Source organism: Erwinia sp. 2186 (assembly GCF_057812255.1).
In genome coordinates, this window is sequence record NZ_CM173824.1 from 1,812,211 (window position 1) to 1,824,822 (window position 12,612).

Consider the following 12,612-nt stretch of genomic DNA (forward strand, 5'->3'; position numbering starts at 1 on the left):
TAAAAATGATAAACCTTTCCCCGTTGAATTATTCACCGTCACTCCACATTAGTTAAAAACTTATTATGCAAACATGGATTTATTTATCCAATGTGGATTGCGGTTAAGATGCACTTAAAATAGTTATATAGTCACACGACTGAATTAATTAAATTATCTTATTTACGAATGGGAAAATAATGAAAGCTATCGTATTGCGTGAGCACGGTGGTAATGAATCACTGCGCCTTGAAAATGACTTCCCCAATCCGACTCCCGGTATTAACGACGTCATCATTGACGTTAAAGCCTCTTCACTTAATTACCATGACGTATTTACTCGTCGCGGAATGCCCGGCATCCAGCTTGAATTCCCTATTATTATTGGCCTTGATGTTGCCGGCGAAATTATTTCTCTGGGCGACAACGTCACTGGCTGGCAGGTGGGGGATCGGGTGCTGGTGGATCCGCTTAATCGCGTGGACGGTGGGCTGATTGGCGAAACCAGCCACGGTGGGCTTGCCGAGCGATGCCGCGTGCCGGCACATCAGTTGATCAAACTTCCTGACGGCGTGTCATTTGCCGAAGCGGCGGCGTTGCCAGTGGCTTACGGCACGGCGTGGCGCATGATGCAGACTATCGGCCAGATCCAGCCGGGTGAGAAAGTGCTGATCCTCGGCGCCAGCGGCGGCGTAGGCGTATGCGCGGTGCAACTGGCCAAACTGGCCGGGGCTTGGGTTATTGCCTGTGCCGGATCGGCCGAAAAAGCCGCACGCTTGAGCGAGCTGGGTGCCGATGAGGTCATCCTCTACCGCGAACAAGACTTTATGAAGACGATCTTTGCCCGCCACGGTAAACCGGCGCGCCGACGCGGTGCTGAGGTGCCAGGAGGCGTCGACGTGGTGGTGAACTTTACCGGCGGCGACAGCTGGGTTAACTCCCTGCGAACCCTGCGTATTGGAGGCCGTTTGCTGACCTGTGGCGCAACCGCGGGCTATGCCCCGCCGGAAGACCTGCGCTACATCTGGACCTATGAACTGCAAATCCGGGGCTCAAACGGCTGGGAGCGTGAGGATCTGCACGCGCTGCTGGACCAGGTGGCCGCAGGCAAACTCAAGGCGGTAATCGATCGCCAGTGGCCGCTAGCACAAGGTGCGGAGGCGCTGGCCTCACTGGAACAGCGTCAGGTCTTTGGCAAGGTGGTGGTGGCATGACTCAGCGGCTGGATGCTAATCGACTTAGCGAAATCTTTCGCGACTCTCCCTTTATTCACTGGCTCAATCTGACGGTTGAAGACGTGGACTATGAGGCGCAAACCCTGACGGTCAGCGTGCCAATGCGCCCTGATTTCGAGCGTAAAGCCGGCTCGGGCCAATGGCACGGCGGCCCGCTGGCCTCGGTCATTGATACGGTCGGCGATTTCGCGCTGGGCATGCTGCTGGGACAGGGCTTACCGACCATCAACTTCCGCGTGGATTATTTGCGCCCGGCGATTGCCACCGATTTGACCGTGGTTGCCCGCGTGCGACGTCTGGGCCGTACCGTTGGTGTGGCTGACATTGATGTTCTGAATCGGCAGGGCCAAGTGGTGGCCTTGGGTCGCGCCAGCTACGCCACGCAGATCCAGGGAGAAAAAGCATGACCATGAATCTTCAACGCCGCCGTTTTCTGGCATTAACGGCGGGTGGCACCGCGCTGATGGCGACCGCTAAACTCAGCGGCTTTTCACTGCTGTCGCAGGCCGTTGCGGCCACCGTTAGCGCCGAAGTCCCGAAGCGCGGCGGCACCGCGGTGATATCTTGGGGTGGACTGGAGCCACAGGCGCTGTATGTGCCCGGCGGCGGCGGTTCGGCACCTTTTCAGACCTCAACAAAAATTCTCGAACGCCTGCTGAAGCTTGATAACCATCTGGTGTTCCAGCCGGTGCTGGCCGAAAGCGTCACGCCGTCAGCGGACTTCAAAACCTACACCTTAACGCTCCGACAGGGCGTGAAGTGGCACGACGGGCAGGACTTTACGGCGGATGACGTGGTGTTCAACGCGCTGGCGCACTGGAAAGCGCTGTCGGCAGGGATTGCATTGAAATCCCTTACCCGCGCAGCAGCGCTCGATCCCTATACCGTGCAGCTCGATTTCGATGTGCCGGTCCCCGAATTTTTCCTGAAATCCACCCTGGCAGGTCAGTATCAGCTGGTGTTACCAAAGCACCTGTATGCCGGTCAGGATCTGCTGACCAATCCGCTGAATAATCGCCCGGTGGGCACCGGTCCGTGGAAGTACAGCAACTGGGTACGCGGCAGCTACGTCGAATATGCCCGCAATGAAACCTACTGGGGCCAGGGTCAGCCGTGGCTGGATAAACTGATTGTCCGCTGGTGGGCCGATGCCGCCTCACGCACTGCTGCGCTAGAAACTGGCGAGTTGACCATCGGTTATTCCAATCCGGTCCCGGCCAGAGAAATTGACCGGCTGGTGAAAACCGGCGAGGTGGTGTTGGATACCGGAGGCTATGAAAACTCGGCCTGGACGGTCAGCGTCGAGTTCAACCAGCGCCGCGAGCACGTCAAACGCCGGGAAGTGCGTCAGGCGCTGCTGCATGCCATCGATCGCCAGTTCATTATCAACACCATCTACTTTGGCCGCGGCAAAGCGGCGATCTCGCCAATTTTCAGCAGCAATTCGCTGTTCTTCACCGCCGACGTGCCGACCTATGACTTCAATCCGGAGAAGGCGAAGCAACTGCTGGATCAGGCTGGTTTGCCGCTGAAAGACGGCAAGCGCTTTAGCGTCAACCTGCTGGCGGCGGCCTGGTTTGAAGAAAACGCCAAGCTCGGGCAATACCTTAAGCAGGCGCTGAATGATATCGGCATCGAGGTGCGGCTGGATTCGGTCGATCGCGCCACTGCCCTGAAGCGTATTTACAGTGATTATGACTACGATATTGCCGTGTCAAATTACACCTCGCCAATCGAACCGGTGCCGACGGTAACGCAATTTTTTACTACCGACGGCATCGTAAAAGGCGCGGCCTTCCGTAACGCCACGGGATACAGCACCCCGGAAATGGATCGGCTGGTCGCCAGCATTACTGTGGAAACCGATGAGGCGAAGCGCAAGGCGCTGGTGCACCAGTTCGCGCAGCTTGCCAGTACCGACGTGCCGATTGTTCCGCTGGTGGAGATGCAGTCGTTCACCCTGGCGCGTAAAAACGTCCGTCAGCTGACCACCGATGCCAACGTGCAGGGGACGTCGCTTAACGATATCTGGCTGGCGGGGTAGCCTGTGCTGAGACTGATTGTTCGACGGATCCTGCAAGGGATCCCGCTGTTGCTGGGGGTGATCATCATCAACTTCCTGCTGATCAAACTGGTGCCCGGCAGTCTGCTGGATGTGATGACCGCGGAGCAGCAGGTGACCGATCCGGCAATGATTGCCCGGCTGCGTCACCTGTACGGCATGGATCAGTCTGCCTTTATGCAGCTGGTGAAATATATCGTCTCGGTGCTGCAGTTCGATTTGGGCTATTCATACCGGCAAAACATGCCGGTGCTGGACGTGATCCTGACGCATCTTCCGGCCACGCTGATTTTAATGCTGGCGAGTATTTCACTGGCGGTACTGGTGGGGTGCAGTGCGGGCGTGCTGTCGGCTATTCGGGTCAACAGCGTCTGGGATACGTTGATTTCCGCGCTGGCGGTGCTCTGTTTTGCCGCCCCGAGTTTCTGGCTCGGCATCATGATGATCATCCTGTTTTCCGTCAAGTTGGGCTGGTTCCCGGTGGGCGGCATGGAAACCATCGGTGCCAACCTGTCGCTCTGGGGGCACGCGGTGGACATTCTCTATCACCTGACGCTGCCGGCGGTGGCGCTGGGGCTATTCTACGCCGCCACCTATACCCGCGTGATGCGCGCCTCGATGCTGGAAGTCTGGCAGATGGATTTTGTCCGCACCGCGCGGGCGAAGGGGTTAAGTCGCGCCAGAGTGATTATCAGCCACACCCTGCGTAATGCGCTGTTGCCGGTGGTAACGCTGCTGGGCTTACAGCTCGGCACGGTTTTGGGCGGGAGCATCGTGATTGAAGCCGTGTTCAGCTGGCCGGGCATCGGGCAGGTGCTTTTTGACAGCGTGATGAGCCGCAACTATCCGGTGGTGCTGGGGGTATTGGTGCTGAGTTCGCTGCTGGTGATTGCCATCAATATTGTGGTCGACGTGGTCTATTCCCGCCTCGACCCACGTATAAGGAGCTAACGATGTCCGTCATCTCTTTGACAGGTAAACCGGTGCCGGCTCGGGCAGGCTGGGTCAGGCAGTTTTGCCGGCATGGCGGGGCGGTTTTTGGTGCCGTTATCGTGCTGCTGATCCTGCTGGCGGCGATCGGCGCCCCGTGGATTTACCCCACCGATCCGCTGCGTATCGTAGCGGTGCCGGAGATATGGCCGTTTACCGACGGCCACTTTCCGCTGGGCACGGATTCGATGGGCCGCGATATGACCGCGCTGTTGTTTCACGGCGCCCGCGCCACGTTGCTGATTGGCCTCAGCGCCAGCCTGGCGGCAACGCTGATTGGCGTTAGCGTCGGGGCCAGCGCTGCCTGGTTCGGTGGCTGGGTGGATGAAGGGCTGATGCGCGTGGCGGAGCTGTTCCAGATCATTCCTAACGTGGTGTTCGTGCTGACGGTGGTCTCTGTGCTGGGGGCGCAGATGATCAACATCATTATTGCCGTTGGTCTGGTTTCCTGGCAGCCGATTGCGCGACTCACCCGGGCGGAGTTTCTCTCGTATAAAGAGCGTGAGTTTGTGCTGGCCTGCCGGGCCAGCGGCATGAGCGCTTTCAATATCGTTACCAAAGAGATCCTTCCCAACGTGATGCCGCCGGTGATTGTACTGGCCTCGCTGGTGGTGGCGGGGGCGATTCTGTACGAATCGGTGATTGCCTTTTTAGGCCTGGGCGATCCTAACCTTGCCAGCTGGGGACGGCTGGTAGGCGAGGGTCGAACGCTGATCCGCTCGTCATGGTACATCTGCGCAGTGCCGGGCGTGGCAATCATGTTGACGGTGCTGGCGCTCAACCTGATCGGTGATGGTCTGAATGATGCGTTCAACCCAAAATTGCGAGCGCGATCATGAGCAGCGTACTGACCGTCAACCGGCTGAGCATTGAGTTGCGGATTGGGCGCGAGCGGGTCCGGGCGCTGAGCGATCTCTCCTTTTCGATCAATGCCGGTGAAACGCTGGCGCTGGTGGGGGAATCGGGCTGCGGCAAGTCCCTGACCGCACTGGCGCTGATGGGGCTACTGCCGCAACCGACGGCGCGGGTCAGCGAAGGGAACATCGGCTTTGCTGGCGAGGATCTCACCCGGCTTAGCGACCGCCAGATGCAGCGCCTAAGAGGACGAAAAATTGCGATGATTTTTCAGGATCCGATGAGCGCGCTGAATCCGGTGAAAACCGTCGGTAACCAGCTGATGGAGGTGCTGCGGGTGCATCTGGGGCTGAGCCGGGTTGAGGCCTGTGAGCGTGCGGTGGCGCTGCTGGAAAAGGTACATATCCCGGATCCTCGTCGGCGCATGCAGGAATATCCGCACCGGCTGTCCGGCGGCATGTCGCAGCGGGTAATGATTGCGATGGCCATTGCCTGCCAACCGACGCTGTTAATTGCCGATGAGCCGACCACCGCGCTGGATGTGACCATTCAGGCACAAATCCTTGCCTTGCTGCGCGAGTTGCAACAGGAGACCGGGATGGCGCTGCTGCTGATCACCCACGATCTCGGCGTAGTAGCGGCGATGGCCGATCGGGTGGCGGTGATGTATGCCGGACGCAAGGTGGAGGAAGCCCCGGTGCTGAGCCTATTTGATCATCCGATGCATCCCTATACGCGAGGGTTGATGCGCGCCACCCCGATTTCAGGTGCGGCCGATCAAAAACTGCTGTCGATTCCAGGACGGGTACCTGCGCTGAGCGAATTGCCAGCAGGCTGTGCCTTTTACGATCGCTGTGCCGAAGCCCAGCCAGTCTGTCAGCTGCGCCCGCCTGAGCTGAACCTCTTTGGCGAGCAGCACTTTGCCGCCTGCTTTGTCGCCGCACACCGGGCTGAAACGGTGACGTTGAAGCGTGCCGGAGGAAGAACATGAGCAACGTCCTTGAAGCGCAGGCGATTAGCGCGCGTTACCACACTCCGGAGGGCGACGTTTTTGCCCTTACCGGGGTCGATCTGCAGTTGAAAGCCGGCGAAACGCTGGGGCTAGTGGGGGAGTCCGGCTGTGGTAAATCGACGCTGGGCAAGGCACTGATGCGCCTGATCCCGGCGGAAGGGGTGCTTAACGTGGCGGGCCAAGACGTCAGTCGGTTGCACGGTAAGTCGCTGTTGCCGTTCAGACGGCAGGTGCAAATGGTGTTTCAGGATCCGCAAGGCTCGCTGAACCCTCGCCAGTCGGTGGGAACCAGCATTTCACGGCCGTTACAGGTGGCGGGCTGGCGCAAAAAAGCCATTCAGCACCGGGTGGCCGAGCTGCTGGAGCAGGTTGGCCTCTCGCCCGATTCGGCCCAGCGCTATCCGCACGAGTTTTCCGGCGGACAGCGCCAGCGTATTGGCATTGCCCGTGCGCTGGCAACCGAGCCGCAGGTGGTGATTTGTGATGAACCAGTGTCCGCTCTCGACGTCTCGGTGCGCGCGCAGGTGATTAACCTGATGAAGGATATCCAGCAACGTACCCAGGTGGCCTACCTGTTTATTTCGCACGATCTCAGCGTGGTTGAGTATATCGCCCATCGGGTGATGGTGATGTATCTCGGGCGCATCGTGGAGAGCGGGCCGACGGCCGAACTCTGGCGACGGCCGGCTCATCCCTATACCCAGGCGCTGCTGGCGGCTGCCCCGGTCGCCGATCCCCGTCATCCGCGGGCGGAAGCGCTGTTACAGGGAGAACTACCCAGCCCGCTTTCTCCTCCGACTGGCTGCGCTTTTCATACCCGTTGTCCTCACGCACAGCCTTTGTGCCAACAACAGCGCCCGGCGCTGAACCCTCATTTATCTGAGCGTCAGGTGGCCTGTCATTATCCCCTGAGCTGAATTCGGAGCACCAACATGACAGTACAGATTAATAATCTCGGCGATCTGACCGACCGCCAGCTGGACCAGCAGCGCCCGGCGCTCATCGACCTGCTGGATGCGGCGCAGCCAAGGCATTACAGCCACCAGCAAGTCGATTTGCTGGCCGGTGGGGTGGCGCACTATCTGCAACAGCGCTATCCACGCGGCAGCAGTATCGCCATTGCCTCGCTGAATCGCGCGGAGTACCTGATTGCCTATTTCGGCATAATGCGCGCCGGGCTGGTGGCGGTACCTTTAAATATCAAACTGCCGACCGACACGCTGCTTTATCTGCTGAAAGATGCCGATATCCAGCTGGCGTTTGTCGATGGGGCACGCGCCGGACAGCTGGCAGGTCAGGTCCCGCTGCTGGACTTTGATGACGCGAGCGATGAAGGTTACGCTTCGAAGATCGTGCCGCAAACCTTTACATCGGTGGATGCCGCCGAGGATGAAGTGGCGATGATCCTCTACACCTCCGGCTCGACCGGTCGGCCGAAGGGCGTGCCGCTAACCCATACCGGGCACCGCTGGGCGTTAGCCATCACCCGATTTGGCGGCGTGGAGCCCGACGGCCCGCAGGACCGTTATCTGGTCGCACAGCCGCTGTTCCATATGAATGGATTATTCCTCAGCAAGCGGGTGTTTTCTGCTAACGGTCTGCTGGTGATCCTGCCGTCGTTTACTATCGACAGCTATCTGCAGGCACTGTCCGATTACCGCATCAACATTGTCACCGCCGTGCCCACCATGTTTGCGCGACTGCTGCGCGACAGCGACCGTCTGAAGCAGTACGACTTCAGCGCGCTTAACAAAGTGATGCTGGGATCGGCACCGATGACGCTGGGCCTACTCGACCGCATCAAAACCGCGTTTCCTGGCGCGATCCTTTCGCACGGATACGGCACCACCGAAGCGGGACCGGCGATTTTTGGCCCGCATCCTGACGGCATCAAAACGCCATCGCTGTCGCTGGGGTATCCGCTGTCACAGGATGCGGTGGAGTTGGTCGGGCCGGAGTCACCGTCGAAAGGGATATTACGCATGCGTAATCCGGCGGTGACGCCGGGCTACCATCGCCTGCCGGAAAAAAGCGCGCAGGTGCTGTCGCAAGGCTGGTATGACAGTGGCGATGTGATGCGTCGTGATGAACAGGGCTTTTACTACTTTGTCGGGCGGGCCGACGATATGTTTGTGACCTCCGGTGAAAACATTTACCCGGTGGAGGTGGAAAAGACACTGGAGGCCCATCCGCTGGTTCGACAAGCCTGTGTGGTGCCGTTGCCCGATGAGGAGCGCAGCCAGGTGCCGGTGGCATTTGTGGTCCTGCAGCCGGGGCGTTTACTGAGCGCAGAGGATTTGAAAGCCTGGACGCTGTCCCAGGCACCCGCCTATCAACACCCGCGCCGGATTGCTTTCCTCAACGAGCTGCCGTGGGCCGGCACCAATAAGGTCGATCGCAACCAGCTGATCCAGCGGGCACAGCTTCTTGAGCAGCAAAACGGCTGGGAAACGTCACTGAACGAGGCCGGTGCACAAAACGGGGTTGGGCAGGCGTTGTAGCTAAGAATACCAGGCCGACGACTGTCGGCCTGGATCGGATCACGGATTCGCTAAGCCGCAAACAGTTCCAACGCCGCAATGCGATCCAGCGCGGCCATCAGCAGCTCAGTCTGCACCGTCAGGCTGATGCGAATATACTGACCGGCGTGCTCACCAAATCCATCACCCGGTGCAACCAGCACATGGGCCTCGTGCAGCAGCTTGCCGACAAAATCCTCGCCGCTAAAGCCGTCCGGCACCCGCAGCCACAGGAAGAAGGTGCCTTGCTGTTTCCTCGCCGGCCAGTTCATCTCCGCCAGCCTGGTAAAAACCTGCTCACGTCGCTGGTGATAGATATCGGCCAGCGCGTCAATGCGTTCGCTCGGCAGTTCCAGCGCGGTGACCGCGGCATCCTGAACGGCGCCATACACGGTACTGTAACTGTGGGTGTGCAGCTTCTTAAAGGCGCTGATAATCGAGGCATTGCCCACCGCAAAGCCAAAGCGCCAGCCGGCCATCAGGAAGCTTTTCGACATGGTATACACCTCGACGCCCCACTGTTTAGCGCCGGGCTGCGACAGCAGGCTGATCGGCCGATCCTGGCGGTGGCTGCCAATCGAGGCGTAGGCAAAGTCATGCAGTAGCGGCAGGTGATAGTTTTCGGCAAATTCCAGCGCGGCCTGGAACAGGGCCGGCGTCGCCATCGCGCCGGTAGGATTGTGCGGATAGTTAAGCACCAGCAGGCCGCCGCGACGGGCGATATCCTCGGGAACCCGGCTGAAGTCCGGCAGGAAACCGCTACTTTCATCGAGTGGAATGCCGTAAAAATCGGCCTGCGATTGCCTGGCCGCAGAGCGGTAAAGGGGATAGCAGGGATCGGTGGAAATCAGCACCTGGCCGGGATTAAGCAACGCGCGCGGTATGCCGCTGACCGCAATATGCGATCCCTGAAAAACGGCGATCTCGCGGTCAGGATCGAGTTCCACGCTGTATTCGCGCAGATAAAATGCGGCGATGGCCGTGCGGATCTGCGGTTTTCCCCAGAATGAGGAATATTCGTGATTGCCGGGGTTTTCCGCCGCGCTCTGCAGGCTGGCGATGATTTCCGGCGGCGTCGGCTGACGCGGGCTGCCGGATGACAGGTCGATCAGCGGCAGCTGCGTGCCGTCGACGTTTGCCGCCAGCTTTTCCAGCACGCCAAATAAATTTTCTTCTAAGTCTTCCACTAATTGCGATGCGGCAAAGTCAGGCATATTCCCCCCGGAAATAAAACGGTTAAGCGGGAAATAATGGCATATCGCCTGAACAGTGAATACGGAAAACCCACGCGGACGTTAGCAGAAATAACGCTATCCATTGCCGGAAAGCGTTAATTCAAATGATGACTATCTTTAGCAGAATTAAGCCCAACGGCAACGGCTTTTTACCTTCAGGATCAAACTTTAGCTGTGATTTAATTACTTTCTTTCATTATCCGCATTAAGGATTTACTGATGAGCAAGTTTGTATTGCAAGGGATCGTCTTTAGCCTGTTATCTTCCGCCGCCGTTCTGGCCACCGCCCATGCTGACGACAATAAACTGATCCGGGTGGGCTTTAATCCGGGCCCGTATAAAGAGCAGTTTGAGAAAGGCGTCGCGCCCTTGTTAATTAAAAAGGGCTATAAGGTCGAATATAAAGATTTCAGTGACGGCATTCAGGTTAACGATGCGGTCAGCCGTGGCAATATCGAAGCCAATATTATGCAGCACCCGGTCTATCTGAAGTCGGTCAACGATCGCTTAGGCATTGATAACGTCGGCATTGTGCAGGTGCCAACCCCGCCAATGGGACTGTACTCCGGCAAAATCACCTCGCTGACTAAGCCGGCTGAAGGCGCAACGGTGTCGGTGCCGAATCAGGCGTCCAATGAATATCGCGCGGCGCTGTTACTGCAAAGCATCGGCTGGCTGAAAATCAGCCCGAAAAGCGATCCCGCTACCTTCTCGCAGAAAAACGTCACCGAAAATCCGTACAAAATCGTGCTGAAAGAGATGGATAACGCCCAGCAGGTCCGGGCACTGCCTGATGTCGATTACGGCGTGATCCAGGGCAACTTTGCGGTATCCAGCGGCATGAAGCTCAGCTCGGCGCTGAAGCTGGAAGATCCCACCAGCAACTTTATCAACATCGTCACCGTGGCGGGCAAAAACAAAGACGCGCCGTTCGCCAAAGATATTATTGCCGGCTATCACTCTGCCGAATTCAAACAGTATATCCAGAGCCACGCTGAGTATCAGGGCTACCTGCTGCCAGACTATTTCAAATGAGTCAGCCTACCATCGCGTTTCGCAACGTTAGCAAAACGTTTTCACGTAACAACGTGGCGTTTCTGGCCCTCGACCGTATCGATCTCACCATCGAAAAGGGCGATATCTTTGGCGTGATTGGCACCAGCGGCGCGGGTAAAAGCACGCTGCTGCGGCTGATCAATCATCTGGAAACGCCAAGCCAGGGCGAGGTGCGGGTCAATGGCGAATCCCTGCAGGGAGTCAGCAAGCCACGACTCAATGAGGTGAAGAAAGACATCGGCATGATCTTTCAGCACTTCAACCTGCTGAATGCCAAAACCGTGTTTCATAACGTGGCGATCCCGCTGATTTTGCAGGGGCGGGATAAGGCGTTTATCCGCACGCGAGTGGAAGAACTGCTGGCTTTTGTCAGTCTGAGCGACAAGGCCAACAGCTTTCCCAACGAACTCTCCGGCGGCCAGAAGCAGCGGGTCGGCATTGCCCGCGCGCTGGCAACCAATCCCTCGGTGTTGCTGTGTGACGAGGCGACCTCCGCGCTGGATCCGCAAACCACGGTGCAAATCCTGCTGCTGTTAAAAGAGATTAATCAGCGTTATGGCATCACCATCGTGCTGATAACCCACGAAATGTCGGTGGTGCAGAAGATTTGCAACCGGGTGGCGGTGATGGCCCAGGGGCGTATTGTCGAGCAGGGCGATGTGCTGAGCCTGTTCGGTAATCCGCAGCACGCGGTCAGCGCCAGCTTTGTGCAATCGGTGATCCACGATCGCCTGCCGGAACAAACGCTGGCGTTGCTGGCGGAACAGGAAACCGCGCGCTCGTTGCGGCTGGAATTTATCGGCATCACCGCGCAGCAGCCGATCATTAACCGCTTAATCCGCGACTTCCCGGTGGAGGTCAATATTCTGTTTGCCAATATGTCGGAAGTGCAGAGCACCATTCTCGGTTTTATGATCGTGCAGCTCAAAGGCGACGCGGCGCACACCGAGGCGGCTATTCATTTTCTTCGCCAGTCAGGAGTGAAAATCACCGATGTTTGATCTCTTTGATACCGCCATTACCGGCGATCAGTTTCTGCTGGCGCTGCATGATACGGCGGTGATGATTGCCGTTTCGCTGGGGTTTGGCTCGCTGCTCGGCATCCCGTTGGGGATCGTGCTGGTGATCTGCCGTCCGGGCGGCATTCTGCCCAACCGCTTTGTGCATCAGGTGCTGAACCCGATTGTTAACGTCATTCGCTCGCTGCCCTTTATCATTTTGCTGATCACCATCCTGCCGTTTACCCGCCTGCTGGTGCATACCACCATCGGCACGCCGGGCGCGATTGTGCCGCTGGTGATCTTTATCGCGCCGTACATTTCCCGACTGGTCGAGAGCGCGCTGCTGGAAGTGGATGAAGGCATCCTCGAATCCGCCAACGCGATGGGGGCCACCACCTTCCAGACCATCTGGTACTTTATGCTGCCGGAAGTCGCGTCCTCACTGGTGCTAGCGCTGACCACCGCCACCATCGGCCTGCTGGGGGCAACCGCAATGGCGGGTACGGTGGGCGGCGGCGGCATCGGCGATTTAGCCATTACCTACGGCTATCAACGCTTTGACGTCTTTGCCACCCTGTCTACCGCGCTGGTGCTGATTGTTATCGTCCAGTTATTACAGACCTTTGGCACGCGTCTGGCGCGCCGACTTCGCCGCGAGTAACCGCCTG

The 12,612-nt window shown here is 58.3% G+C and carries 12 protein-coding genes and 1 pseudogene; 12 read left to right on the forward strand and 1 reads right to left on the reverse strand.

Annotated features, from left to right (window positions below):
• Positions 1 to 179 precede the first annotated feature (179 nt).
• The 9 genes and pseudogenes from ACXKZG_RS08220 (at position 180) to ACXKZG_RS08260 (ending at position 8,634) form a co-directional block, all read left to right on the forward strand.
• Positions 180 to 1,193, forward strand: a complete 1,014-nt coding sequence (locus tag ACXKZG_RS08220) for a quinone oxidoreductase family protein (protein ID WP_134824504.1) — start codon at positions 180 to 182, stop codon at positions 1,191 to 1,193.
• Entirely contained in the window at positions 1,190 to 1,621 is a 432-nt protein-coding gene (locus ACXKZG_RS08225; RefSeq protein WP_134824503.1) for a PaaI family thioesterase, read from the forward strand. The genes ACXKZG_RS08220 and ACXKZG_RS08225 overlap by 4 nt, the downstream gene beginning before the upstream one ends.
• The gene (locus ACXKZG_RS08230) at positions 1,618 to 3,258 is read left to right on the forward strand and encodes an ABC transporter substrate-binding protein (protein ID WP_134824502.1); all 1,641 of its coding nucleotides are present in this window, start codon (positions 1,618 to 1,620) and stop codon (positions 3,256 to 3,258) included. The genes ACXKZG_RS08225 and ACXKZG_RS08230 overlap by 4 nt, the downstream gene beginning before the upstream one ends.
• A 3-nt stretch (positions 3,259 to 3,261) precedes the next feature.
• Positions 3,262 to 4,227 carry an ABC transporter permease gene (locus ACXKZG_RS08235; protein WP_134824501.1) on the forward strand — a complete coding sequence of 322 codons (966 nt, stop codon included), beginning with the start codon at positions 3,262 to 3,264 and terminating at the stop codon, positions 4,225 to 4,227.
• A gap of 2 nt (positions 4,228 to 4,229) precedes the next feature.
• Positions 4,230 to 5,105, forward strand: coding sequence for an ABC transporter permease (locus ACXKZG_RS08240; protein WP_488875984.1), 876 nt, complete (start codon positions 4,230 to 4,232; stop codon positions 5,103 to 5,105).
• Complete coding sequence (locus ACXKZG_RS08245) at positions 5,099 to 6,112, forward strand: ABC transporter ATP-binding protein (protein ID WP_488876238.1); 1,014 nt, start codon at positions 5,099 to 5,101, stop codon at positions 6,110 to 6,112. The genes ACXKZG_RS08240 and ACXKZG_RS08245 overlap by 7 nt, the downstream gene beginning before the upstream one ends.
• Positions 6,109 to 6,567 (forward strand): annotated as a pseudogene (locus ACXKZG_RS08250) (ATP-binding cassette domain-containing protein); the annotation flags it as partial. The gene ACXKZG_RS08245 and the pseudogene ACXKZG_RS08250, both read left to right, overlap by 4 nt.
• Positions 6,568 to 6,762: 195 nt before the next feature.
• Positions 6,763 to 7,050 carry an oligopeptide/dipeptide ABC transporter ATP-binding protein gene (locus ACXKZG_RS08255; protein WP_488876239.1) on the forward strand — a complete coding sequence of 96 codons (288 nt, stop codon included), beginning with the start codon at positions 6,763 to 6,765 and terminating at the stop codon, positions 7,048 to 7,050.
• A gap of 15 nt (positions 7,051 to 7,065) precedes the next feature.
• Positions 7,066 to 8,634: a class I adenylate-forming enzyme family protein gene (locus tag ACXKZG_RS08260; protein WP_134824498.1), complete on the forward strand. Its 1,569-nt coding sequence runs from the start codon at positions 7,066 to 7,068 to the stop codon at positions 8,632 to 8,634.
• 50 nt (positions 8,635 to 8,684) lie between these two features.
• Here ACXKZG_RS08260 and ACXKZG_RS08265 read toward each other — a convergent pair whose 3' ends face one another.
• Complete coding sequence (locus tag ACXKZG_RS08265; protein ID WP_488875985.1) at positions 8,685 to 9,866, reverse strand: aminotransferase class I/II-fold pyridoxal phosphate-dependent enzyme; 1,182 nt, start codon at positions 9,864 to 9,866, stop codon at positions 8,685 to 8,687.
• A gap of 240 nt (positions 9,867 to 10,106) precedes the next feature.
• Here ACXKZG_RS08265 and ACXKZG_RS08270 point away from each other — a divergent pair, with 240 nt between their 5' ends.
• From ACXKZG_RS08270 to ACXKZG_RS08280, 3 genes are read left to right on the forward strand one after another with little or no spacing between them, the layout of a single operon-like run.
• Positions 10,107 to 10,922, forward strand: a complete 816-nt coding sequence (locus ACXKZG_RS08270; protein ID WP_488875986.1) for a MetQ/NlpA family ABC transporter substrate-binding protein — start codon at positions 10,107 to 10,109, stop codon at positions 10,920 to 10,922.
• Positions 10,919 to 11,944, forward strand: a complete 1,026-nt coding sequence (locus tag ACXKZG_RS08275; protein WP_488875987.1) for a methionine ABC transporter ATP-binding protein — start codon at positions 10,919 to 10,921, stop codon at positions 11,942 to 11,944. Before ACXKZG_RS08270 ends, ACXKZG_RS08275 begins: the two co-directional genes overlap by 4 nt.
• Positions 11,937 to 12,605 carry a methionine ABC transporter permease gene (locus ACXKZG_RS08280; protein ID WP_013202826.1) on the forward strand — a complete coding sequence of 223 codons (669 nt, stop codon included), beginning with the start codon at positions 11,937 to 11,939 and terminating at the stop codon, positions 12,603 to 12,605. The genes ACXKZG_RS08275 and ACXKZG_RS08280 overlap by 8 nt, the downstream gene beginning before the upstream one ends.
• Positions 12,606 to 12,612 lie beyond the last annotated feature (7 nt).